The organism is Streptomyces sp. CB02923 (genome assembly GCF_001905005.1).
Classification (GTDB): Bacteria; Actinomycetota; Actinomycetes; order Streptomycetales; family Streptomycetaceae; genus Streptomyces.
Genome location: NZ_LWKZ01000024.1, coordinates 311717 through 335850, shown reverse-complemented (window position 1 = coordinate 335850; position 24134 = coordinate 311717). Strand labels below are relative to the sequence as shown.

Genomic DNA, 24134 nt, shown 5'->3' with positions numbered 1-24134 from the left:
CGCTTCTTCGCGCCCGGCCGGATTTCCCCCGTCCGGAGCACGCCGGGCACACCCGTGCGGGCTGCCTGCCCGGGGAGGCGGTTCAGGGCAGCAGGACGACCTTGCCGAGGTTGGCGCGGGCCTCGATGATCTCGTGGGCGCGGGCGGCCTCCGCCAGCGGGACCTGAGCGTGCACCGCGGCCCGCAGGCGGCCTGCGAAGAAGTGGTCCCACAGCTCGGTGCCGTGCCGCTCGTACAGCTCCGGGCGGGTGGCGGCGAAGCGCGCCATGGTGAGCCCGGTGATCGTCTTCGAGCCCGCGAGGAGGGCGTGAGCCGGAACCGTGCCGCCCCCCGAGTTGAAGAACACCAGACGTCCTCCGGGTACGAGAGCCGCCACCGCCCGCGGCAGCAGGTCCCCGCCTACCCCGTCGAGGACGATGTCGGCGGGCGCGCCCCAGGTCTCGTCGTCGTACGTCACGACCTCGTCGGCGCCGAGCCCGTACAGGAAGTCCGCCTTGGCGGCGGAGCCGACGGCCGCCACCACCCGCGGCACGCCCCGCAGCTTGGCCAGCTGCACCGCGAGGTGCCCGGTGGCGCTGGCAGCACCGGTGATCAGGACCGACTCCGGGCCGGTGGGCGCGGCGGTGGCCAGCGCGGCGAGGGCGACCTGCCCGCCGCGGACCAGGGCGACGGCGTCCACGCCGGTCGCGGCGTCCGGTATGCGGGCGGCCAGTGCGGCCGGCACGGTGGCCGCTTCGGCGTACGAGCCGGTGAAGGAGATCGAGGTGACGCGGTCGCCGACCGCGAAGCCGGTGACGTCCGGGCCCAGGCCGGTGACCTCGCCGGCGACCTCACCGCCGAGTACGGCGGGCAGCGGCACGCCGCCGCCCTTGCCGTCGCCGCGGGTCCGGCGCACGGACGGCAGGCTCACGCCGATGGCCTCCGTGCGGACGAGCAGTTCACCGGGGCCCGGCGCGGGGGCCTCGGCCTCCTCGATGCGCAGCACTTCCGGGCCGCCGTACGTATGGAAGCGGACTCGCCGCATGGGGACCTCCGGGGGAGTGGGCGGGCCTGGGCAAGGCGGGGTCCAGTCCGGTCGGGACCGGACCGGTCAGGGGCCGAGGGACCGTTGGGTGCCCCAACGGTAGCAGCTTTCGTTGGGTGTACCAATGGTTTTCCGGATAGGCTGGTCCCATGGCAGAGACTCCCTACGCCCCCGCCCGCATCCGCGCTCTCCCCAGCTGGCTGCTCGGCCGGGCGGCAGCGCGCGGCCACCGCCTCGTCGCCGAAGCGCTGGCCGAGGAGGGGATGCGGATGACGCACCATGCCGTGCTGTCGGCCGTCGGCGAGCTGGGGCCCGTCTCCCAGGCGGAGCTGGGCCGCAGCGTGGGCATCGACCCCAAGGACATGGTCGCGGCCGTCAACGACCTCCAGGCCGACGGGCTGGTGACCCGCACCCCCGACCCCACGGACCGGCGCAAGAACGCCATCGAGATCTCCGCCGCCGGGGAGCGCAGGCTGCGCCGTACGGAGAAGCTGGGCGACCGGGCGAACGAGGAGCTGACCGCGCGGCTGACTCCGGAGGAACGCGGTCAGCTGATGGCGCTGCTCGCGCGCGTCGTGGAGCCGGGACCGGGGCCGGGGCCGGGATCGAGGCCGGGGTCGAGGCCAGGATCGGGATCAGGACCGGGACCGGGGCCGGGTCGACGGTCTGCTCCGTGACCGGCCGTCAGGCCCGGCCCGCCTCCGCGCCCAGCGCGATCCGCTCCTCGCCCGCGTACACGTTCATCGACGTACCCCGCAGGAACCCCACCAGCGTCAGGCCGCTCTCGACGGCCAGATCGACGGCGAGGGAGGACGGCGCGGAGACGGCGGCGAGCGTCGGGATGCCCGCCATGACCGCCTTCTGGACCAGTTCGAAGGACGCCCGGCCCGAGACCATCAGAACGGTGTCGCGCAACGGCAGCCGGTCCTCCTGGAGGGCGCGGCCGACGACCTTGTCGACGGCGTTGTGGCGGCCCACGTCCTCGCGCACGTCGAGAAGCTCACCGTCGGCACCGAAGAGCGCGGCGGCGTGCAGCCCGCCGGTCCGGTCGAAGACGCGCTGCGCGGCCCGCAGCCTGCCGGGGAGGGCGGCCAGGGTGGCGGGCGTGATGCGGGCCGTGGCCTCGGCGGGCGGGTCCAGGCGCCAGCGGGCGGACGTGCGGACCGCGTCCAGGCTCGCCTTGCCGCACAGCCCGCAGGACGACGTCGTGTAGACGTTGCGTTCCAGCGAGATGTCCGGGACGGGGACACCGGGCGCGAGCTGTACGTCCACCACGTTGTACGTGTTCGAGCCGTCCTCGGTGGCGCCCGCGCAGTACACGATGTTCGCCAGTTCCCCGGCGCTCCCCAGCACGCCCTCGCTGACGAGGAAGCCCGCGGCCAGCGCGAAGTCGTCGCCCGGCGTGCGCATCGTGATGGCGAGCGGCTTGCCGCCGAGGCGGATCTCCAGCGGCTCCTCGCCGACGAGGGTGTCCGGGCGCGTGCTCACGGCTCCGTCGCGGATGCGGATGACGCGGCGTCGCTCGGTGACCCGTCCCATGTCTGATCAGTCCCGTCCGTCCTGGTGTACCGGCCCGTGGCAGCGGTCCGGCCTCGGCCGTTCCATTGTCCGGTACGCGTTCGGCCGATCGGTGCGGCACCCGGCACCCGCCCCCCCTGCCGCCTCCTACCGCTCCGCGACGCCCGCGGCGGGACCGCGCGCGCCCGGCAGTTCGCGCCCGCCGAATGCGCTCGGACCCGCGCCCGACCACAGCGCGTCCAGCTGTCCCTGTTCCACCGTCCGCCAGTCCGGGCTGCGCAGGACGAGGGCATCGCCCAGGCGGCGGCCGAGTTCCACCATCGAGGCGCCCACGGGGCCGCGCGCGGCGTCGTACGCGGCGGGCACCTCGGACCAGTCGGCCGCGGCGGCGAAGGCCGTCTCCAGGGCGGTGGCGTCCTGGAGGGCTTTCACCGCGCCGCCGCCGGTGTGCGGGCGGGCGACCGTGGCCGCGTCTCCGGCGAGCAGCAGGCGGCCCGAGCCGTAGTGGGGCGCTGTGAAGTCGTACATCGGCTGGATGAACAGCTCATCGGGCTGCGTCAGCTGGAGCAGACCGCCCCAGTAGGGCGGCAGGAGTTCGCCCGTGACCTGCGCGAAGGAGGCGTGCAGTGCCTCGCCGAGCGTGCCGGGCGGGAGGCTGGTGGGCGTGTCCAGCCCGAGGTCCAGTTCCGGGGGAGGGACGGTGTACAGCACCCAGTTGACGCGGTGGCCGCCTTCGCCGTCCGGGATGCGGTAGATGACCGCATGGCCGCCGGGGAAGACGGCGAACACGCAGTCCTCGACCGGCCATGCGGTGTCCGGGTCCGGGCCGAGCGCGGTCAGCCGCCCGGCGGGGTACGCGCCGCGCCAGGCGACATAACCGGCGTACGCGGGCCGTACGCCGGGGAAGGCGGCGCCGCGGACCACGGAACGGTAGCCGTCCGCGCCGATGACCAGGTCGGCGCGGTGGGCGGAGCCGTCCTCCAGGCGCACCGCCGCGCCGTCGGGCGAGGTCTCGACCGTACGGACCGGGCTGTTCCCGCGGAACACGGTGGTCGCGGGCAGCCGGTCGCGCAGCTCGCGCCAGAGCGGCCCCCAGGTGTAGGTACGGAACGGTAAGGGCAGTTCGCCCACCTGCCGGCCGAGCGGCAGGGAGCCGTCGCGTGTGTACCAACGGCGGCGGGTGAGCTGGAGGCAGGGCATATCGGCGTCCATGTAGCCCGCCGATTCCAGTTCCGCGTAGCGGGCGTTGTGCATACCCAGCCCGGCGCCGTAGTCCGCCAGGTTGTCGGACCGTTCGTACACCGTGACTTCTCCCGCGCCGCCCCGGTGTGCGGCGAGTGCGGCGGCGCATCCGGCGATGCTCCCGCCCACGACGGCGACCGTTCCTCCGTGCATCGACAACCCGCTTCTGTCGGCGGCTCCCCGGAGAACCGCGGTGGTCTGAGGTGGTTTAAGCGGTTGTAGTCTCGCAGGAGTTGACGCTGACGGGTGTCTGCGCAGAGATTGTCGCTGCTTTCTTGGCGTGTCTCACCTGCCTCCCGGTAGCCGCGGGCACCCGGTCGTCCGGCCGCCCGCGCGGGATCTCCCGTCCGGCCTGCTGCGCGGCGCACGGGCCGCGGACTCGGCGGGCAAGTGCAGGAATCCGCTGTTCAGGTTCATGATCGGCCGTTGGGCGGGCGAAGGGGAAAAATTCGGAAAGGATTTCTTCACGGTCGTGTCGAGAAGCCTCCGACGGCTCCGATGTCTCCTGCGAGAGGCGCCCGGAACGCCGGGAGCCGACGAGATCAGCGAGGGAGCTGAACACCGTGAAGTACCTGGTCATGATCTACGGCACGCAGGCCGACTACGAGGCCATGAGCGGAAAGGCCGCGCCGGGCTCCCCGGCCTGGACGCAGGACGACCTGCGGAAGATGTTCGCGCACATGGAGTCGCTCAACAACGACCTCGCCGAGTCCGGCGAGATCGTCGACGGCCAGGGCCTGAGCGCCCCGAGCCAGGCCATCGTGGTCACCGGCGGCCCGGACGGCTCCACGGTGGTCTCCGACGGCCCGTACGGCGAGACCAAGGAGGTCCTGGCCGGTTACTGGGTGCTGGACTGCGCGAGCGAGGAGCGGGTCGTCGAGATCGCCAAGCGGGTGAACGAGTCTCCGGTGCCCGAGGGCAGCAGGCCCAGCCAGGTCGTCATCCGGCAGATCATGGAAGCCCCGCCCGCGGGTGACTGAACCCGCCCCGCGCGACGACTTCCACGTCCCGCCTCCGGGGGAGGCGTGCCATCCGTCCGAGGACGACACCGTCACGCTGCTGTTCCTGTGCTGCCACCCCGAGCTGAGCCGGACCTCGCGGATCGCGCTGACGCTGCGCGCGGTGGGCGGCCTGACCACCGCGGAGATCTCCCGCGCACTGCTGGTCCCCGAAGCGACCATGGCGCAGCGCATCAGCCGGGCCAAGAAGACGCTCAAGAACGCGGGCGTCGGCTTCACCCGCCCCGAGGGCGAGGAGTACGCCAACCGCCTGACGGCCGTCCTCCAGGTCCTCTACCTGATCTTCAACGAGGGCTACACCGCCACCTCCGGCACCGCCCTGCACCGCGCCGACCTGGCCGCCGAGGCCATCCGCCTCACCCGCGCCGCGCACGCGCTGCTCCCCGGTGACGGCGAGACGGCGGGCCTGCTCGCGCTGATGCTGCTCACCGACGCCCGCCGCCCGGCCCGCACCGGCCCCGGCGGCGAACTGATCCCGCTCGCCGAGCAGAACCGCACCCTGTGGGACCACGAGCGCGTCAACGAGGGCATCGCCCTGATCAGCCGGGCGCTCACCACGGCCCCGGTCGGCCCGTACCAGGTCCAGGCCGCCATCGCCGCGGTCCACGACGAGGCCGGCGAAGCCGCGACCACGGACTGGCCGCAGATCCTCGGCCTGTACAACCTGCTCCAGCGCCTGTCCCCGGGACCGGTGGTCACCCTCAACCGGGCGGTCGCCGTCGGCATGGTGGACGGCCCCCGGGCGGGCCTCGCCGAGCTGGACCCGCTGGCGGACGACCCGCGGATCGCGGACCACCACCGCCTGGAGGCCGTGCGCGCCCACCTCCTGGAACCGGCGGGAGAGCGAGACGCCGCCCGCGTCGCGTACCGGGCGGCGGCGAGCCGCACCCTGAGCGCGCCGGAGCAGCGGTATCTACGGCTGCGGGCGGCGCGGTTGGCGTGACACAACGGGTGCGAGGCGAACCTGGACCGAAGCCGGGCTGGGCGCCGGAACGCCGGTGGTCTGCGTAGCGGTCTTCTGCGCACCGGCGGCCCGTGGTCGGTAGACTGTAGACGATAACCAATCGGTCGCCCGCGGGCCGGCCGCCGCGTGCGGACACCGTCCCGGTCGCGTCCACGGAGGGGATCTCGATGCTGTCCACAGGGCTGCCGCAGGGCGCCGTACCGAAGCTGGAACGCCCCGGCCCGCTGCGCGAGCGCGTCTACGAAGCGCTCCTCGAACTGATCACCACGCGTACGCTGCGCCCCGGCCAGCACCTGGTCGAGAGCGAGCTTGCGGGCCACCTCGGCGTCTCCCGGCAACCGGTCCGCGAGGCACTCCAGCGGCTCAACACCGAGGGCTGGGTCGACCTGCGCCCGGCGCAGGGCGCGTTCGTGCACGAGCCCACCGAAGAGGAGGCCGACCAGCTGTTCACCGTACGGACGCTCCTGGAGGCGGAGGCCGCCCGGCTCGCCGCCGCCAACGCCGGATCAGCCGGCATCGCGGAGCTGGAAGCGCTGTGCGACAAGGGCGAACAGGCGGTACGGGACGACGCGGTGGAGACCGCGGTCGCCACGAACGCCGAATTCCACGCCAAGGTGATGGCGCTGGCCGGCAACGCCGTGCTGACCGGCCTGGCCGCGCAGGTCGGGCGACGGGTGCGCTGGTACTACACACCCGTCGCCCGGCAGCGCGGCAAGCAGTCCTGGGCCGAGCACCGCGAGCTGATCGCGGCGATCACCGACCGGGACGAGGCGCGGGCGACCGCGGTCATGCGGGCGCACACCGAGCACACCCGGCGTACGTATCACGAGCGCGACCGGGACTGACGCCGCGCGGCGCGGACCGCGGACTCAGTCGGCCGCCACCGCGTTCAACGGGCTCATCGCCACGTCGTTCACCGGGTCGACCGCGGGGTCGACTGCGGGGTCATTCACGGGGCGGGTGGTGACGGCAGGCGTCTCGCCTTGAGTGGTGGTGGGGCGCTGGTTGTGCGTGGTGGTGGGGCGCTGGCCCTGAGCGGTGGTGGGCTGCTGGGCTTGAGTGGTGGTGGGGCGCTGGTTGTGCGTGGTGGTGGGGGTCTGCTTCTGGGGGGTGCCCGGAGTCTGCTTCTGAGCGGTGCCCTGGGGCTGCTTCTGAGCGGTGGTCGGAGTCTGCTTCTGGGGGGTGCCCTGGGTCTGCTTCTTGGGGGTGCCCGGGTTCTGCTTCTGAGGGGTCGGGGTTCCGGGGGTCTGCTTCTCTGTGGTGGCCGGGGGCTGCTTCTGTGCGGTGGCCGGGGTCTGCTTCTGCGCGGTGCCGGTACCGGGTGACGTGCTGCCGGCTGCCTGGTTGGCGAGCCGTGCCGTGCCGTCCCCGTCGAACACCCGCTGGCCCGCGGCGAGCGGCGAGCGCCCTTGGAAGGTGCCGCGGAAGGCGGCGGCGCCGCGCTCGGTGAGGGTGAAGGACATCCGGGCCCGTACCTGCCCACCGCCCATCTTGATCCGGTTCGGGTCCACGCGGAACGCCAGGAAGTCGGCCCGGCGCGCCTTGGAGCCGCCCACGTTCGCGGTGAGGCGCGAGGTGGCGAGTTCGCCCCGCAGCGCGTCGACCCTCAGGTGGCGCTTGTCCTTGCGTACGAAGTCGAAGCCGCCCCCGAAGGCGAGGTGCCCGGAGGTGAAGCGGGTGTTGAACGCGCCGCCCGAGATCGGCGCGGACACGCACCGGCGCCCGGCCGGGCCGGTGAGCTTCGCCGGGGCGACCGCGGTGAGGCGGATTCCGGCCTTGGTGAGCGCGCGGGTGGCGTCGGGGGTGAGGCAGAAGTCGGCGGTGCCGGTCCCCACCCGCACCGTCGATTCGCGGGGGTCCTGCGGCGCGGTGGTGTGCGCGCGCCCGGAGGCGGTCGCGGGGGAGGCGGCGAGGGCGGCTCCGGCGCCCAGTGCGGCGGCGAGGGCCAGGGCGCTCGCCGAGGCGACGGGGAGCAGACGGCAGCGGTCCGTGGGCAGGGGCATGGTGTGGTGATCCGTTCTCGTGCGGGACCGGCCGCGGCCGGCGGCACCGGCCGCGGCCGGTGCGGGCTCTTCCTGTCAGCAGACGTATTGACGGTGGAGCGTCTGCTGTTACGGCCGCGCGGGCGAATCACCCGGATAGCTGGGCCGCGGCAGCGACCGGCCCCGCGCGAGCGGAGCGGGCGTACGGCGGATCGTGTGTGCGCAGCGCGCGCGGACGGCGGACCGGGCTCAGCTGCGGGTATGGCTGTGCAAGTGGGATGCAGGCGGGATGTAGGCGGCGTGTAGGAGGCGGCTGCGACGGTCGTGTCACTGTCCCGCACAGCGCGCGCCGGGGCCCTGCGCGCGCTGTGCGTCCCTCGCGCCACCGCCGTAGTCGGCCGGTGGCCGGTCCCAGGAGACGCGATGCAGCAGCAGACATCCCAGTCGGCACCCGAGCAGACCCCCGAGCAGACATCTCAGCCGACATCCGCGCAGACCTCCGCCCCGACACCCCAGCCGACCCCCGAGCCGGCCCCCCTGCCGGTCCGGTACATCCGAACCACCGCGGTCCGGCGGCTCTCACCGCACATGGTCCGCGTCACCTTCGGCGGCCCCGGCCTCGCCGGATTCCGCCTCGACGCGCCGGACCAGCAGGTGAAGCTGTACTTCCCCCGGCACGGGCGGAGCGCCCCGCGCCTCCCGGAGCCGTCCGCCGACGGCGACCTGATGCGGTGGTACCAGGCGTTCCAGGCGATCCCCGAGGACGAACGGCCGTGGATGCGCAGCTACACCGTCCGCGCGCACCACCCAGCGGACGGCACGATCGACATCGACTTCGTCCTGCACGGTACGGCCCCGGCGAGTGGCGGCCCGGCGACCCGCTGGGCCCGCGCCGCCGCGCCCGGGGACACGCTCGGCATGTTCGGCCCCTCGGCGTACTTCGCCCGCCCCGTCCCCCTCGACGCGGCCGACTGGACGCTGCTCGCCGGGGACGAGACCGCGCTCCCGGCCATCGGCACCCTCGCCGAGTGGCTGCCGGCGGGGGCCCGCGCGGTGGCGTACATCGAGGTCGCGGACGCGGCGGAGGAGCAGACCTTCGACACCCGCGGTGACCTGACCGTGCACTGGCTGCACCGCGGACCGGACCGGGCCCGGCCCGGCGAGCTGCTCGTCGACGCGGTGCGCGGGGCCCGTTTCCCCGCCGGGTCGGTCTTCGCCTGGCTGGCCGGGGAAGCGGGCGCGGTGCGCGCGTTGCGCCGGCACTTGGTCGACGACCGGGGCCTGGACAAGCGGGCCATCGACTTCACCGGCTACTGGCGCCGCTCCCTGTCCCAGGACGACGCGCCGACGGAGGAGGACCTGGCGGAGGCCCGGGAACGGCTGGCCGAGGGGCGGTGAGGCGGATACCGGTCAGTTGATGGGCGGCGAGGCGGACCGGTCAGTTGATGGGTGGTGAGGTGTACCGGTCAGATGAGGGGCGCTGAGGCGGGTACCGGTCAGATGAGGGCGGCGGCCTCGCGCACCGAGAGGCCGCGGCCCCCGGCGTGCGCGCTCTCGTACGCGTCCGCCGCCAGCACCGCCCGCAGTGCCGCCTCGGCCCGCCGCCGTACCAGGGCCTCGGCCGCGGGTGGCAGCGGCTGGAGGCCGAAGCCCTCGGACGAGGGCGCATGCCGGTCGTACGCCCCCAGCAGGCGCGCCCCCTCCTCGGCCGCCCCCAGGTGGGCCATCGCCCAGGCCGCGGCGAGGAACTGGTGGGCGATCAGGTACGGAGCCACCAGATGGGCGAGGCTGTCGAGCTGCCGGACGGCCCGGCGAGCGTGTTTCCGGGCGCCCGGGAAGTCCCCGTCAAGGCAGTCCAGCCAGCCGTGGAGGCCTGTCACCAGGCCCGTGAAGAGGGCCGGCGTGCTGGTGGTGAACGCCTGCTGAGCTTCGTGCAGCTGCTCCCGGGCGAGACCGGTGCGCCCGGTCCGCCCGTAGTGGCGGGCCAGCAGCAGCCGCGCCGTGCTCAGCGTCTCGCCGGAGGAGGGCCGGGACTGCGCCACGGCCTCCAGCAGCAGCTGCTCGGCCTCCTGCACCCGGAGAGAGAGGGGTGAGCCGCCCGCCGCGGCCTCGTCGTCTCCGCGCTCGTCCGTGCCGTACGTACCTTCCAGCCGTACGGCCGCCAGCCTCGCCTTGAACTCCGGTACCTGCGCGTGCGCGCCGATCCGCGCAGACGTATGCATGGCGCGCTCGAAGTCCGCGTCCGCCAGTGCGTACTGCCCGCGCTGCTCGTACGTTCCGCCGCGCGCGGACAGGGACTCGGCGATGCCCCACAGGTCCCCGGCGGCCTCGAACAGTTCCAGCGCCTCCTGTGCGTCACGCGCGGACCGGTCCAGCCTGGCGGGCCGGCTGTCGAGCAGCTTGGTGCGCAGCAGCAGCGCCAGGCCCAGGTCCCAGCCGTCACCCAGTTCCCGGCAGTGGTGCACCACGGCGTCGACGGCCTCGTCGAGCCCGGCGAAGTCTCCGGTCATCAGCCGGGCGAAGAACCACATGACGCCCGGCTGCCGCACGGTCTGCGGCAGCCCCGTACGGTACGCGGCCACCACCGACTCAGGGCGCACCGGGCCGGACGGCCCCGCCTCGTCGCTCGCCAGCACCAGCAGCCGTACCCCGCGCCGGGCTTCGCGCAGCCGCTCCCCGGCCCAGGGCAGCGGGGCCGCCGTGCACCGCTCCGCCAACGGTTCGGCGGGCCGTACGGGGGCCGCGAAGGGGTCGGGGCCGAGGCCCGCGACGGCTACGGACCAGTGCCGGGCGTCCGCCTGATGGTTGCGCAGCTGCCAGAACCAGCTCATGGACAGCGCCAGGCACAGCCCTTCCTGCTCTTCCGCCCGGCCGACCGCCGTGCGCAGCGCGGACCGTACGTTGTCGTGCTCGGTCTCCAGGCGTTCCAGCCACTGCGCCTGTCGCGGTCCGCGCAGTCCGGGCTCGCCGGTACGGGCCAGCTCCCGGTACGCCGTCAGGTGCCGCAGCTCCACGGCCGCCCGCTCCCCGGAGTCCGTCAGCCGCTCCCCGGCGTACTCGGCGACCGTTTCGAGCAGCCGGTAGCGCATCCCGCGCGGGCTCTCCGGGGCCGCGGTGACCAGGGACTTGTCGACGAGGGAGGCGAGGACGTCCAGGACGTCGGCGGGGGTACGGGGGCTGTCGGCCGGTGCCGGGACGGCGCACACGCTCTCCGCCTCCGCCGCCTCGCAGCCGCCGGAGAACACGGACAGCCGGCGCAGCACCGCGCGCTCGTCCGCCGTGAGCAGGTCCCAGGACCAGTCCACCACCGCGCGCAGTGTCTGCTGGCGGGGCAGCGCCGTCCGGCTGCCGCCGTTCAGGAGCCGGAACCGGTCGTCCAGCCGGTCCGCGATCTGCCGTGGGGTCAGTGCCCGCAGCCGTGCCGCCGCCAGCTCGACGGCGAGCGGCAGCCCGTCGAGCCTGCGGCAGATCTCCGCGCACGCTGCCGGGTCGTCCTCCGTACGGAACCCGGGACGCGCGGCGGCGCCCCGCTCGGCCAGCAGCCTGAGGGCGGCCTGCGTCGGCAGCGGCTCGACGGGGTGTACGGACTCGCCGGGGACGCCGAGCGGTTCGCGGCTGGTGGCCAGTACCGTCACACCCGGACAGCGGGCCAGTACGGTGTGCGCCAGCTCCGCCGCCGCGCCGATCACGTGCTCGCAGTTGTCGAGCACCAGCAGCATCCGCCGCTGCCCGCAGTGCTCCACGAGCCGGCCGAGGGAAGTGGCGGGGCCTTCGGCGGTGCGCAGTTCATCGGCGCCGGGCCCCCGCACCTGTGTCGTACGCCCGCCGAGCGCCGTCAGCACGGCTTCCGTCACGTTCTCATCGCCCCGTACGGGGGCCAGCTCGGCGACCCAGACGCCGTCGGGCCACTGCCCGCTCTGCCCGGCCTGCTGGCTTTGTCTGACCTGCTCGCTTTGGCCGGTCTGCTGGCTCTGCCCGGCCTGCCAGCTCTGCCCGGCCTGCTGGCTCTGGCCGACCTGTCCGCTCTGCCTGACCTGTGCGCGGGCGTTGTCCGCGGCCTCCAGGGCCAGCCGGGTTTTTCCGACGCCGCCGGTGCCCAGCAGCGTCACGAGGCGTTGCGCGGACAACTCCGCTGTGAGGGCCGCGAGTTCGGTGGACCGGCCCACGAAAGAGGTGATGCGGGCGCGAAGGTTCCCGGGCGGTGCGGACGCGGCGGGGACCGGTGCCGTGGACGGTTCCGCTGTCCCGGCCAGCAGGTGCGCGTGGAGGGCGCGCAGTTCGGTGCCGGGGTCCGTGCCCAGCCGATCGGCGAGCCCGGCCCGTACCTCCTCGTACGCCTGCAACGCCTCGGCCTGCCGCCCCGCCGCCCACAGCGCCCGGACGTGCAGCGCTTGCAGGGGCTCGTCCAGGGGCTCCGCCGCGGCCAGCGACGCCAGCTCGGCCAGTGCGTCCGCTGCCCGGCCCGCCGCCACCTCGGCCGCCAGCCGGGTACGGCGTGCTTCGCCGTGCCGCCGTTCGGCCCGTACGGCGAGCGGGTCGCCGTCCCGCCCCGGCAGGTCGGCGAGCGCGGGACCCTGCCAGAGTGCGAGGGCCTCGTCCAGCAGGCGGGCCGCGGTCGCGGGGTCGCCCGCGCGCAGAGCGGCCGTCCCCTCGGCCGCCAGCCGTTCGAAGCGGAAGAGGTCGACGGCGTCCGGTCCGGCCGCCAGTCCGTAGCCACCGGGCGACGAAGTGACCGCCGGGCCGCCGAGCGCCCGGCGCAGGCGGCCGACCAGCGCCTGGAGCGCGGCCGAGGCGTCCGCGGGCGGCTCCTCGCCCTCGCCCCACACCTGGGCGATCAGCTGAGCCGCGGGCACCGGCCGCCCGCCGCCCGCCGCGAGCGCCACCAGCAGGGCACGCAGTCGAGCCCCCTTCAGAGGCACTTCGGTGCCGTCGGGGCGGCGCGCCTGTACGGCGCCGAGCACGCGGTAGCGGTAGTTCACCGGCCCATTCTCTCCGGACCGCCGCTGGATGCCTGCGGCCGGATGCCTGTCACTGGATGCCTGTCGCTGGATGCCTGTCGCTGGATGCCTGCGGCTGGATGCCTGCGGCCGGACGTCTGCCGCTGGATGCTTGCCGCCGGATGCCTGCCCGAAGGCTTTGTCCTCGTACAGGAGAAAGTCGGTACGGATCCGGTCCGAACTTCTTCCCCGCCCGGACAAGCGCTGCTACGTTCCCTTCGAAAGCCCCGGCGCCGCTCGGTGCCGGACCACGTACGGCCGACGACGGCTGGAGGGGTGGCGTGAGGCGGATGACGGCGAGGCCGGCCAACGCGCACCAGGCGCGGCTCCTCCGCCTGCTCCGCGACCACGGCCCCAACTCCCGAGCCCAGCTCGGCGACCGGGTCGACCTCTCGCGCTCCAAACTGGCGGTGGAGGTGGACCGGCTACTGGAGACCGGGCTGGTCGTCGCCGACGGCCTCGCCGCCTCCCGCGGCGGCCGCCGCTCGCACAACGTCCGTCTCGCGCCCGCGCTGCGCTTCCTGGGCATCGACATCGGCGCCACCTCGGTCGACGTGGCCGTCACCAACGCCGAACTGGAGGTGCTGGGCCACCTGACCCAGCCCATGGACGTCCGCGAGGGGCCGGTCGCCGTCTTCGAGCAGGCCCTCGCACTGGCGGGCAAGCTGAAGGCGAGCGGGGTGGCCGAAGGGTTCGACGGCGCGGGCATCGGCGTGCCGGGGCCGGTCCGCTTCCCCGAAGGCGTGCCGGTCGCGCCGCCGATCATGCCGGGCTGGGACGGCTTTCCCGTACGGGAGGCGCTCAGCCAGGAACTGGGCTGCCCCGTCATGGTCGACAACGACGTCAACCTGATGGCGGTCGGGGAGCAGCACGCGGGCGTCGCCCGCACCGTCCAGGACTTCCTCTTCGTCAAGATCGGTACGGGCATCGGCTGCGGCATCGTCGTGGGCGGCGAGGTCTACCGCGGTACGACGGGCAGCGCCGGCGACATCGGCCACATCCAGGTCGAACCGGACGGCCGCCCCTGCGCCTGCGGCAACCGCGGCTGCCTGGAGGCCTACTTCGGCGGCGCCTCCCTCGCGCGCGACGCGGAGACCGCCGCGCGCGGGGGCACCTCGCCGGAGCTGGCGGCACGGCTGGCGGCGGCCGGCTCCCTCGGCGCGCCCGACGTGGCCGCCGCTGCCGCCGCCGGGGACCCCGTCGCGCTGGACCTGATCCGGTCCGGCGGCACCCGGACCGGCCAGGTCATCGCCGGGCTCGTCAGCTTCTTCAACCCGGGGCTGGTGGTGATCGGGGGCGGGGTGACCGGCCTCGGCCACACCCTCCTCGCCGCGATCCGCACCCAGGTCTACCGCCAGTCGCTGCCGCTGGCGACGAACAACCTGCCCATCGTGCTGGGGGAGCTGGGACAGGTGGCCGGTGTCACCGGCGCCGCCCGCCTCATCAGCGACCACCTCTTCTCACCCGCCTGACCGCACCGGCGCCACCCGCCGCATCACCGCACGCACCCCATCAAGCGCCCGCTTCCGCACACCACCCGAGCCGCGCGCCGAGCATGCCGTATGTCCGTACCGCAGCGACTTCGCAGCCAGAGGCCGTCGTTCCGCCCCTGTTGCGCCGTACCGCTGTCGTTTCGTCGTTCCGCCTGCGTTCCGTCGTTCCGCGCCCGTCCCGTCGTACCGCTGTCGTTCCGTCGTACCGCCCCGTTTCGTCGTACGTCCCGCACGCGTCACGTCCGCCCGTGGCGCCCGCACCGCACCGCACCGCGCCCGCTCAGCCGGTCCGCTCACCGACGTCGTCGAGGAGGCTGCCCGCCATGGCACCAGAGCGCCACCCGGACCCGCCGGCCCCGGCCGGTGCGGCGGCCTCGTCCGGCCCGCCGCGATCCGGCGAACCCCTGCTCCCCCTGCTCAGCCTGCACGGCATCACCAAGACCTTCCCCGGCGTACGGGCCCTCGACGGCGTCGACCTCGACCTGACGGCCGGCGAGACGCACTGCCTCCTCGGCCAGAACGGAGCCGGGAAATCCACCCTGATCAAGGTGCTGGCCGGGGCCCATCAGCCCGACGCGGGAGAGATCCGCTGGCAGGGCGCGCCGGTCGTGCTGAAGTCCCCGGCCGCCGCCGTACGACTCGGCATCGCGACCATCTACCAGGAACTCGACCTGGTGGAACACCTGTCGGTGGCCGAGAACGTCTTTCTCGGGCACGAGCGGGCCACCGTCGGCTTCGTCCGCTCCCGCGAGGCGCGGACCGCGACCGCCGCGATCCTCGGCCGCCTCGGCCACCCGGAGATCGACCCGTCCGCGCCGGTCGGCTCGCTCTCCGCCGCCGGGCAGCAGATCGCTTCCATGGCACGCGCCCTCTCCCACGACGTACGGCTGATCGTCATGGACGAGCCGTCCGCCGCCCTCGATCCGGACGAGGTGGGCAACCTCTTCCGCATCGTCACCGACCTGACCGGCGCGGGCGTCGCCGTCGTGTACATCTCCCACCGGCTGGAGGAGATCCGCCACATCGGCGACCGCGTCACCGTCCTCAAGGACGGCCGGGCCGTGGCGCGCGGACTGGACGCGCGGACGACGCCCACCCGCGACATCGTCACCCTGATGACGGGCCGCACCGTCGAACACCCCTTTCCCGCCCGGCGGAACGCGGCCACCAACACCGCAGCTACCGACACTGCCGCCACCGCCACCGCGGCCACCGCCACTGCCGCCGCCGCGGCCCCCGTCCTCACCGTCCGAGGGCTCGCCCGCCGCGGCGAGTTCGCGCCCCTGGACTTCGATCTGTACCCGGGCGAGATCCTCGGGCTCGCCGGGCTCGTCGGGTCAGGGCGCTCGGAGATCCTGGAGACCGTCTTCGGCGCCCGCCGCCCCACCGCGGGCCGCGTCCTCGTCGACGGGCGTCCGCTGCGCCCCGGCAGCGTCCCCGCCGCCGTACGCGCGGGACTCGGCCTCGCCCCGGAGGAGCGCAAGTCCCAGGCGCTGCTGCTCCTGGAATCCGTCAACCGCAACGTCTCGGTCTCCTCGCTGCCGCGCTTCTCCCGCGCCGGATGGCTGGACCGCGCGGCGGAACGATCCGCCACCCGCGCCGCCGCCCGGGACCTGTCGCTGCGCCCCGACGACCCGGACCGGCCGGTACGGACCCTGTCGGGCGGCAACCAGCAGAAAGCCGTCCTGGCCCGCTGGCTGCTGCGCGGCTGCCGGGTGCTGCTGCTCGACGAGCCGACCCGCGGAGTGGACGTCGGCGCGCGTGCCGAGCTGTACGCGCTGGTCCGGCGGCTCGCCGACGACGGCGTGGCGGTGCTGCTGGTGTCCAGCGAGATCCCCGAAGTCCTGGGCCTGGCGGACCGCGTGCTCGTCCTGCGCGAGGGCCGGGTCGTCCACGAAGACAACGCGGCGGCGCTGGACGAACACCGGGTGCTCGACCTCGTCATGGCGGGCAGCGCCACCCAAGGCACCCGGAGCGCCATGAGCACCGGGCGGCCCGGCGACGTAGAGCGGCCCGGCGACGTCGAGCGGTCCGGAGGGCCTGGGCAGTCCGGAGAAGCCGGGCGGTCCGGAGGCGCCGAGCCGTCCGGAGAAGCCGGGCGGCCCCGCATCGCCGGACGGCCCCGAAGCGCCGACACCTCGCGAGGAGACCGACCGTGAACACCTCCGGAGAGAAAGTGCCCCGCCGCCCCGGACCGCCGGACGCCGCCCGGCCCCCGGCGCCTTCCCCTTCCCCTTCCCCTTCCCCTTCCCCGCCTCCGTCTCCGTCCCCGTCCCCTTCCCCCGTCCCGGAAGCGCCCGGCGCCCGGCCGTCCCGCACGCCCGGCGTACGCCACCGGTTGCGCGTCCGTGCCGACGTACGCAACCTCTCCCTGCTCGGCGTGCTCGCCGCGCTCGTGGCCGTCGGCGCCCTCACCCGGCCCGAGCAGTTCCTGAGCGTGCAGAACCTGCAACTGGTCCTCACCCAGGCGTCGGTGATCGGCGTGGTGACCGTCGGCGTCACCTTCGTGATCATCGGGGGCGGCATCGACCTGTCCGTAGGCGCGATGGTCGCGCTCGCGACCGTCTGGGCGACCACGGTGGCCACGCAGGAGTACGGCCTCGGCGGCATCCTGCTCTGCACGCTGCTCGTCGGCCTCGGCTGCGGGCTGGTCAACGGGCTGCTGGTCTCCTTCGGCGGCATGGTGCCGTTCGTCGCCACGCTCGCCATGCTCGCGGCGGCCCGCGGCCTGGCCCTCCAGATCAGCCAGGGCGGGACACAGATCGTGTCGGTCGCGCCCGTACTGGAACTGGGCCGCCGCGACGCGTACGTCCTGGGCGTCCCGCCGATCGTGCTGGTCTTCGCCGCCGTCACCGTCACCGGCCTGCTGCTGCTGAACCGTACGACCTTCGGGCGGCGCACCGTGGCCGTCGGCGGCAACCCGGAGGCGGCGCGGCTGGCGGGCATCGACGTACGGCGGCAGCGGCTGCTGCTGTACCTGCTGTCCGGGCTGTGCTGCGGCATCGCCGCCTTCCTGCTGATCGTACTGACCGGATCGGGCCAGAACACCAACGGCAACCTCTACGAACTCGACGCCATCGCCGCCGCGATCATCGGCGGCACCCTCCTCAGCGGCGGCCGCGGCACCGTCACCGGCTCGGTGCTCGGCGTCCTCGTCTTCACCACGATCACCAACCTGTTCGCCCTGAACAACCTGGAGACCGCCGTCCAGCAGATCGCCAAGGGCGCCATCATCGTCGTCGCCGTACTGGTCCAGAAGGGGCACAAGCCATGACCGACAGCACGCCAGGTCCGTACGGCACGCAGGCGGGTGCCCCGGCCACCCGCCGGAACATGCTCTTCGGCGCGGCAGCCGTCTCGGCCGGCGCCCTGCTCACCGCCTGTACGAGCAACCAGCGCGGCGACGCCTCCGCCGGCGCCACGCGGCAACAGGCGGGCGGCGCGGACGACCGGCCCGGCAAGAGGGTCACCATCGGCTTCGCCGGACCGCAGGCCGACCACGGCTGGCTCAACGCCATCAACCAGAACGCCAGAACCCGCGCGAAGCGCTACCAGGACGTCACCCTCGACATCACCGAGGGCTCCAACGACACCGCCCAGCAGATCGGGCAGATCGAGACCCTCATCAACAAGAAGGTCGACGTCCTGGTGATCCTCCCGGCCGATGGCAAGGCCCTCACCCAGGTCGGGCTGAAGGCCATGCGGGCCGGCATCCCCGTCGTCAACCTCGACCGGGTCTTCGCCTCCCCGCAGGCGTACCGCTGCTGGATCGGCGGCGACAACTACGGGATGGGACTGAACGCCGGGCGCTACATCGGCGAGCAGCTCAAGGACAAGCCGCACGCGACGGTCGTCGAACTGGCCGGCATCGACACCCTCGAACTGACCCGGGAACGCACCAGAGGCTTCGACGACGCCCTGAAGAACTACCCCAACATCCGCAAGGTGGGGCGGCAGGCCGCCGAGTTCACCGTGGAGTCGGGGCAGGCGAAGATGGCCGGACTGCTCCAGGCGCACCCCTCCTTCGACGCGGTGTGGAACCACGACGACGACCAGGGAGTGGGCGCCGAACGTGCCATCGACCAGGCCGGGCGCGACGGCTTCCTGATGGTCGGCGGCGCCGGCTCCCGCCGCGTCATGGAGACCATCAAAGCCGGCCACTCCGTGCTGCGGGCGACGGTCCTCTACCCGCCGACCATGTCCGCCTCCGCCATCGACCTGGCCCGCGCCCTCGCCCAGGGCCGGGGCATCTCCGGCACCGCCGAGCTGGAGATCCCCGCCTCGGTGACCCTCTACTCCGCCGTCGTCACCAAGGAGAACGTCGACGACTACCTCTCCACCGGCTTCAACTGAGCAACACGACTGCGCAGTTCCGCAGTTCCGCAGTTCCCCGGAAGACCGCCGACCACGGCCGACCGACGAGGTGATGCATGGATGACCACGGCGACCCCGACAGCCACGATGTCCCCGACAGCTCCGATGACCACCAGGACCACGACGACCACGCGCAGGAACCGGCACCGCACTCCGCGCGCCTGGTTACGGAGGTGACCCCGCCGCCCCGGCAGCCCCCGCCGCCCGGCCCGCGAGCGGAACTGGGCATCGGCATGGTCGGATACGCGTTCATGGGCGCCGCCCACTCCCAGGGCTGGCGCACCGCGGGCCGGGTCTTCGACCTGCCGCTGCGCCCCGCGATGAACGCGGTGTGCGGCCGGGACCGTGACGCCGTCGCCGCGGCCGCCGCCCGGCACGGCTGGGCCGCCGCCGAGACCGACTGGCGGCGGCTGCTCGACCGCGACGACGTGCAGCTCGTCGACATCTGCACGCCGGGCGACAGTCATGCCGAGATCGCCGTCGCCGCGCTGGCCGTGGGCAAGCACGTACTGTGCGAGAAACCCCTGGCCAACTCCGTGGCGGAGGCGGAGGCGATGGCCGCCGCCGCCGAGTCCGCCCGCGCCCGCGGACGGCTCGCCATGGTCGGCTTCAACTACCGCCGTACACCCGCCGTCGCGCTCGCCCGCCGTATGGTCCGCGACGGCCGGATCGGCGCTCTGCGGCACGTGCGTGCCAGCTACCTCCAGGACTGGCTGGTCGACCCCGAGGCGCCCCTGACCTGGCGGCTGTGCCGGGAACGGGCGGGTTCGGGCGCGCTCGGCGACCTCGGCGCGCATATCGTCGACCTCGCCCAGCACCTGGCGGGGGAGCGGCTGGCGGGCGTGTCCGCGGTCACCGGCACGTTCGTACGGCGACGGCCGCTGCCCACGGGCGGCCGGGGCACGGTCACCGTTGACGACGCCGCGCTGTTCACCGGCCGCTTCGCCTCCGGCGCGCTCGCCTCCTTCGAGGCCAGCCGGGTCGCCGCGGGCCGCAAGAACGCGCTGCGCATCGAGCTGAACGGGGAGCACGGCTCGCTCGCCTTCGACCTGGAACGGCTCAACGAACTGTCCTTCCACGACCACACCGAACCGGCCGTGGCGGCCGGGTTCCGCCGGATCCTGGTCACCGAACCCGGCCATCCGTACCTGGAGGCCTGGTGGCCGCCCGGCCACGGCCTCGGCTACGAGCACACCTTCACCCACCAGGCCCGTGACCTCGTGCACGCCATCGCCGCCGGTACCGAGCCCGAACCGTCCTTCGCGGACGGGCTGCAGGTGCAGCGGGTGCTGGCGGCCGTCGAGGACAGCGCGGCCGGGAACTGCGCGTACACGCCCGTACCCGTGGCGGTGGCCTGACTTCCCCACCTGACGCACCCCTCCCTCTTGTCAGCCGCGGCCACCGGCCGGATCGTTTCCTCGCGGCCGTCCGCCGCTCCATCCCGCTCTGTTCCATTCCGCGCAGCTCCGCACCCTCGTACCTCCCCGCACCCCGTACCTCTCCGCCCCCCTGTACCTCTCCGCCCGCCCGTACCGAGGAGACCCGTATGGCCAGACCGTTCACGCTCTTCACCGGACAGTGGGCGGACCTGCCCCTGGAGGAGGTCTGCCGGCTCGCCCGCGACTTCGGGTACGACGGTCTGGAACTCGCCTGCTGGGGCGACCACTTCGAGGTGGACCGGGCGCTGGCCGAACCCGGCTATCTCGCCACCCGCGGGCAGCTGCTCGACAAGTACGGCCTGAAGTGCTGGGCCATCTCCAACCACCTGGTGGGCCAGGCCGTCTGCGACGCGATCATCGACGAGCGGCACCGCGCCATCCTGCCCGCCCGGGTGTGGGGCGACGGCGAGCCGGAGGGCGTGCGGCGCCGGGCCGCCGCCGAGATGGCGGACACCGCACGCGCCGCCGCGGCCTTCGGCGTACGGACCGTCGTCGGTTTCACCGGCTCCGCCATCTGGCATCTGGTCGCCATGTTCCCGCCCGTACCGCCCTCGATGACCGAAGCGGGCTACGCGGACTTCGCCGAGCGCTGGGGGCCGGTCCTGGACGTCTTCGACGCGGAAGGCGTGCGCTTCGCCCACGAGGTGCACCCCGGCGAGATCGCGTACGACTACTGGACCACCCGCCGCGCCCTGGAGGCGGTCGGCGACCGGCCCGCCTTCGGCCTCAACTTCGACCCCAGCCACTTCGTCTGGCAGGACCTCGATCCGGTCGGATTCCTGTACGACTTCCGGGACCGGATCTACCACGTGGACTGCAAGGAGGCGCGGCGCCGGCTGGACGGCCGCAACGGCCGCCTCGGCTCCCACCTGCCCTGGGGCGACCCGCGCCGCGGCTGGGACTTCGTCTCGGCCGGGCACGGCGAGGTGCCCTGGGAGGACATCTTCCGGATGCTGCGCTCGATCGGCTACGAGGGCCCGGTGTCGGTCGAGTGGGAGGACCCGGGCATGGACCGCCTCCAAGGCGCGCCCGAAGCCCTCGCGCACCTCAAGTCGTACGACTACGAGCCGCCCGCCGCCGCGTTCGACGCGGCCTTCGGCACCGGCCCGTCTGGCCCGTCCAGCCCGTCTGGCCCGTCCGCCCCGTCCGGGAGTTGAGAACGCGCCGGGCCGCGTGGCCGGGCGGCATCCCTTCGCCCATCCACCCGCAAGGGAGGCATCATGCACCGAAGATCATGCCGGGGCGGACCGCGCCCGGCGCTCACACTGTTCGCGAGCGCGCTGCTGGCGGCCACGTCCCTGTCCCTGGCCGGCGTACCGGACGCCGCGGCAGCACCGGTCGCGGAGGCACGGGTCGCGGCGGTACCGCCCGTATCGGTACCGCCCGTATCGAAACCGAACGCGTCAGCACCGGCCGCCGCCGAGGACTTCCAGCAGGTCACCCTCGCCAAAGGCGAGCCCGAAACGGGCGAGCCGATGACGCTCGCCGTGCTGCCGGACCGGTCCGTGCTGCACACCTCGCGCGACGGCACGGTCCGCCTGACCGACGCGGGCGGCACCACGAAGGTCGCGGGCAAGCTGTCCGTCTACAGCCACGACGAGGAGGGCCTCCAGGGCGTCGGCATCGACCCCGGCTTCACCGCCAACCGCTTCGTCTACCTCTACTACGCGCCCCGGCTCGACACCCCGCCGGGCGACGCCCCCGACGAGGGCACCGCGGCGGACTTCGCGAAGTTCGACGGCGTCAACCGGCTCTCCCGCTTCGTGCTGAAGCCCGACGGCACCCTGGATGCGGCCGGCGAGAAGAAGATCCTGGACGTGCCCGCCTCGCGCGGTACCTGCTGCCACGTGGGCGGCGACATCGACTTCGACGCGCAGGGCAACCTCTACCTGTCCACCGGGGACGACTCCAACCCCTTCGCCTCCGACGGCTACACGCCCATCGACGAACGCGCGGACCGCAACCCCGCCTACGACGCCCAGCGCAGCGCGGGCAACACCAACGACCTGCGCGGCAAGATCCTGCGCATCAAGGTCGCCGCGGACGGCTCGTACACCGTCCCCGACGGCAACCTCTTCCCGGCCGGCACGGCGAAGACCCGCCCGGAGATCTACGCGATGGGCTTCCGCAACCCCTTCCGGATGAGCGTCGACCGGCCCACCGGCACCGTCCACGTCGGCGATTACGGCCCGGACGCGGGCGCCGCCGACCCGAAGCGGGGCCCGTCGGGACAGGTCGAGTTCACGCGCGTCACCAAGCCCGGCAACTACGGCTGGCCGTACTGCACCGGCGCCAACGACGCCTACGTCGACTACGACTTCACCACCGAAACCTCCGGCGCCGCCTTCGACTGCGCCGCGCCCCGGAACACCTCGCCGCGCAACACCGGACTGACCGACCTGCCCGCCGCCCAGGCAGCGTGGATCCCGTACGACGGCGGATCGGTACCCGAATTCGGCACCGGATCCGAGTCCCCGATGGCCGGACCCGTCTACCGCTACGACGCCGCCTCCACCTCGCAGGTCAAGTTCCCGCAGGCGTACGACGGGAACTTCTTCGCCGGGGAGTTCGGGCGCCGCTGGATCAAACGCATCGAGCAGGCCGCCGACGGCACGGGCCGGACCATCAACGCCTTCCCCTGGAAGGGCACCCAGGTCATGGACATGGCCTTCGGCCCGGACGGCGCGCTGTACGTCCTGGACTACGGCACCGGCTACTTCAACGGCGACGAGAACTCCGCCCTCTACCGCATCGAGAACGCCACCGGCGGCCACTCGCCGGTCGCCGAAGCCAAGGCCGACCGGACCTCCGGCCAGGCGCCCCTGCGGGCGGGATTCAGCGCCTCGGCCACGGACGCGGACGGCGACGCGCTGACGTACACCTGGGACTTCGGCGACGGCGCGACCTCCACCCAGCAGAACCCCGCCCACACGTACCGCAGGAACGGCACCTACACCGCGACCGTGACCGCCAAGGACCCGGGCGGCCGGACCGGTACGGCGAGCGTGTACCTGACCGTCGGCAACACCGCGCCGAAGGTCACCCTGCGACTCCCCGGCGACGGAGAACTGTTCACCTTCGGTGACAAGGTGCCGTTCCAGGTCGAGGTCACCGACCCCGAGGACAAGACCATCGACTGCGCCAAGGTCAAGGTCACCCACATCCTCGGCCACGACAGCCACGGCCACCCCGTCACCTCCGCCACCGGCTGCTCCGGCACCCTCCAGACGTCGGCGGACCACGAGCACGACCCCAACGCCAACATCTTCGGAGTCTTCGACGCCGAGTACACCGACCGCGGGGCCAACGGCCAGCCGCCGCTGACCACCCACGACCAGGCGGTCACCCAGCCCCGGCACCGCCAGGCCGAGCACTTCGGCACTTCCCGGGGTGTACGGATCGTCACCCACACACCGGCGCACGGCGGCCGGACCGTGGGCGACATCCACCACGGCGACTGGATCGCATTCAAGCCGTACCTCGTCAAGAACGCGAAGAACTTCACCGCACGGGTGTCCTCCGCCGGAACCGGCGGCACGCTGGAAATCCGTACCGGCCGGGCGGACGGACGGCTGCTCGGCAGTGTCAAGGTGCCGGTGACCGGCGGCTGGGAGACCTTCGTCGACGTCGGCACCGCCCTGAACGGCAGCCCGCCGGGCGGCACCACCACGCTGTACCTGGTCTTCAAGGGCAGCGGCACGGGCGCCCTCTTCGACGTGGACGACTTCACCTTCACCACCGGCTGACCCTAGGTGGCCACCGGAGCGGGCGGTCGGCGGTACCGCGTCCGGTCGTCCCGGGCGTCGCCCGCCCGCCCCGTGGCCGCTCCCGAAGCCGGCCCCGGGGCCGGAGCGAGGAGGACCGACATGCCGCACGTCGAGGGCGAACGGCTGCGCGTCCACCTCAACGGACGCAAGATCAACGACTTCACGAACACGGCCCCGGCGCGCAGCCCGCGTCAGGGCCACATCGGCATCCAGAACCACGGTGACGAGGACCGGGACTCCTTCCGCGACATCCGGGTGAAGGAGTACGAGGCAGCGGCGAAGGGCGGCAGACGATGACGGGGCCGGAGCGGGCGG

At 73.6% G+C, this 24134-nt stretch carries 15 protein-coding genes and 3 pseudogenes; 13 read left to right on the top strand and 5 right to left on the bottom strand.

All coding sequences use genetic code 11. The features are described 5' to 3' along the window. Positions 1-82 precede the first annotated feature (82 nt). Positions 83-1024: a quinone oxidoreductase family protein gene (locus tag A6A06_RS24750; RefSeq protein ID WP_073763537.1), complete on the bottom strand. Its 942-nt coding sequence runs from the start codon at positions 1022-1024 to the stop codon at positions 83-85. A 149-nt stretch (positions 1025-1173) separates the two neighbouring features. Between A6A06_RS24750 and A6A06_RS24745 the strand changes: the two are divergent. Next, a pseudogene (locus A6A06_RS24745) lies at positions 1174-1608 on the top strand (MarR family winged helix-turn-helix transcriptional regulator); the annotation flags it as partial. A gap of 100 nt (positions 1609-1708) precedes the next feature. On the opposite strand, the gene fdhD reads toward A6A06_RS24745, so the two are convergent. Next, positions 1709-2563 carry a formate dehydrogenase accessory sulfurtransferase FdhD gene (gene fdhD / locus A6A06_RS24740; protein ID WP_073763536.1) on the bottom strand — a complete coding sequence of 285 codons (855 nt, stop codon included), beginning with the start codon at positions 2561-2563 and terminating at the stop codon, positions 1709-1711. A gap of 126 nt (positions 2564-2689) precedes the next feature. After that, a complete protein-coding gene (locus A6A06_RS24735; protein ID WP_073763535.1) occupies positions 2690-3937 on the bottom strand; it encodes an FAD-dependent monooxygenase in 1248 nt (415 codons plus the stop codon). A 410-nt stretch (positions 3938-4347) separates the two neighbouring features. Between A6A06_RS24735 and A6A06_RS24730 the strand changes: the two genes are divergently transcribed. The 3 genes and pseudogenes from A6A06_RS24730 (at position 4348) to A6A06_RS24720 (ending at position 6612) form a co-directional block, all read left to right on the top strand. Continuing rightward, positions 4348-4764 (top strand): YciI family protein, encoded by a 417-nt coding sequence (locus A6A06_RS24730; RefSeq protein ID WP_073763534.1) that lies wholly within the window; start codon positions 4348-4350, stop codon positions 4762-4764. Beyond that, positions 4733-5746: pseudogene (locus A6A06_RS24725) on the top strand (RNA polymerase sigma factor); the annotation flags it as partial. The gene A6A06_RS24730 and the pseudogene A6A06_RS24725, both read left to right, overlap by 32 nt. A 188-nt stretch (positions 5747-5934) precedes the next feature. Then, entirely contained in the window at positions 5935-6612 is a 678-nt protein-coding gene (locus A6A06_RS24720; RefSeq protein ID WP_073763533.1) for a GntR family transcriptional regulator, read from the top strand. Positions 6613-6636: 24 nt separating this feature from the next. Here A6A06_RS24720 and A6A06_RS24715 read toward each other — a convergent pair whose 3' ends face one another. Then, a complete protein-coding gene (locus A6A06_RS24715) occupies positions 6637-7770 on the bottom strand; it encodes a hypothetical protein (RefSeq protein WP_073763532.1) in 1134 nt (377 codons plus the stop codon). A 402-nt stretch (positions 7771-8172) separates the two neighbouring features. On the opposite strand from A6A06_RS24715, the gene A6A06_RS24710 reads away from it, so the two are divergent. Further along, positions 8173-9147, top strand: coding sequence for a siderophore-interacting protein (locus A6A06_RS24710; protein ID WP_079194310.1), 975 nt, complete (start codon positions 8173-8175; stop codon positions 9145-9147). Between the two features lie 98 nt (positions 9148-9245). On the opposite strand, the gene A6A06_RS24705 is transcribed toward A6A06_RS24710, so the two are convergent. Then, the gene (locus A6A06_RS24705) at positions 9246-12728 is read right to left on the bottom strand and encodes an ATP-binding protein (RefSeq protein ID WP_073763531.1); all 3483 of its coding nucleotides are present in this window, start codon (positions 12726-12728) and stop codon (positions 9246-9248) included. A gap of 308 nt (positions 12729-13036) precedes the next feature. Here A6A06_RS24705 and A6A06_RS24700 point away from each other — a divergent pair, with 308 nt between their 5' ends. The 8 genes and pseudogenes from A6A06_RS24700 to A6A06_RS24665 all read left to right on the top strand — a co-directional run. After that, a complete protein-coding gene (locus A6A06_RS24700) occupies positions 13037-14218 on the top strand; it encodes an ROK family transcriptional regulator (protein ID WP_073763530.1) in 1182 nt (393 codons plus the stop codon). 344 nt (positions 14219-14562) lie between these two features. Beyond that, entirely contained in the window at positions 14563-16398 is a 1836-nt protein-coding gene (locus A6A06_RS24695; RefSeq protein ID WP_443333776.1) for a sugar ABC transporter ATP-binding protein, read from the top strand. A 17-nt stretch (positions 16399-16415) separates the two neighbouring features. Next, positions 16416-17513 (top strand): ABC transporter permease, encoded by a 1098-nt coding sequence (locus tag A6A06_RS24690; RefSeq protein ID WP_073764536.1) that lies wholly within the window; start codon positions 16416-16418, stop codon positions 17511-17513. Further along, entirely contained in the window at positions 17510-18592 is a 1083-nt protein-coding gene (locus A6A06_RS24685; protein ID WP_073763529.1) for a substrate-binding domain-containing protein, read from the top strand. The genes A6A06_RS24690 and A6A06_RS24685 overlap by 4 nt, the downstream gene beginning before the upstream one ends. Before the next feature lie 254 nt (positions 18593-18846). Continuing rightward, on the top strand, positions 18847-19971 hold the full coding sequence (locus A6A06_RS24680) for a Gfo/Idh/MocA family protein (RefSeq protein WP_199931209.1): 1125 nt from the start codon (positions 18847-18849) through the stop codon (positions 19969-19971). Between the two features lie 188 nt (positions 19972-20159). After that, positions 20160-21209, top strand: a complete 1050-nt coding sequence (locus tag A6A06_RS24675; RefSeq protein ID WP_073763528.1) for a sugar phosphate isomerase/epimerase family protein — start codon at positions 20160-20162, stop codon at positions 21207-21209. A 63-nt stretch (positions 21210-21272) separates the two neighbouring features. After that, a complete protein-coding gene (locus A6A06_RS24670; RefSeq protein ID WP_079194307.1) occupies positions 21273-23798 on the top strand; it encodes a PQQ-dependent sugar dehydrogenase in 2526 nt (841 codons plus the stop codon). A 129-nt stretch (positions 23799-23927) separates the two neighbouring features. Continuing rightward, a pseudogene (locus tag A6A06_RS24665) lies at positions 23928-24116 on the top strand (family 16 glycoside hydrolase); the annotation flags it as partial. Positions 24117-24134: the final 18 nt, after the last annotated feature.

Excerpts from the sequence above, each read along its gene's own strand:
- A6A06_RS24670 (WP_079194307.1), top strand. The coding sequence starts at position 21,273 with ATGCACCGAAGATCATGCCGGGGCGGACCGCGCCCGGCGCTCACACTG.
- A6A06_RS24680 (WP_199931209.1), top strand. The coding sequence starts at position 18,847 with ATGGTCGGATACGCGTTCATGGGCGCCGCCCACTCCCAGGGCTGGCGC.
- A6A06_RS24715 (WP_073763532.1), bottom strand. The coding sequence starts at position 7,770 with ATGCCCCTGCCCACGGACCGCTGCCGTCTGCTCCCCGTCGCCTCGGCG.
- A6A06_RS24720 (WP_073763533.1), top strand. The coding sequence starts at position 5,935 with ATGCTGTCCACAGGGCTGCCGCAGGGCGCCGTACCGAAGCTGGAACGC.
- A6A06_RS24695 (WP_443333776.1), top strand. The coding sequence starts at position 14,563 with ATGGCACCAGAGCGCCACCCGGACCCGCCGGCCCCGGCCGGTGCGGCG.
- A6A06_RS24685 (WP_073763529.1), top strand. The coding sequence starts at position 17,510 with ATGACCGACAGCACGCCAGGTCCGTACGGCACGCAGGCGGGTGCCCCG.
- A6A06_RS24710 (WP_079194310.1), top strand. The coding sequence starts at position 8,173 with ATGCAGCAGCAGACATCCCAGTCGGCACCCGAGCAGACCCCCGAGCAG.
- A6A06_RS24700 (WP_073763530.1), top strand. The coding sequence starts at position 13,037 with ATGACGGCGAGGCCGGCCAACGCGCACCAGGCGCGGCTCCTCCGCCTG.
- A6A06_RS24735 (WP_073763535.1), bottom strand. The coding sequence starts at position 3,937 with ATGCACGGAGGAACGGTCGCCGTCGTGGGCGGGAGCATCGCCGGATGC.
- A6A06_RS24750 (WP_073763537.1), bottom strand. The coding sequence starts at position 1,024 with ATGCGGCGAGTCCGCTTCCATACGTACGGCGGCCCGGAAGTGCTGCGC.
- A6A06_RS24675 (WP_073763528.1), top strand. The coding sequence starts at position 20,160 with ATGGCCAGACCGTTCACGCTCTTCACCGGACAGTGGGCGGACCTGCCC.
- fdhD (WP_073763536.1), bottom strand. The coding sequence starts at position 2,563 with ATGGGACGGGTCACCGAGCGACGCCGCGTCATCCGCATCCGCGACGGA.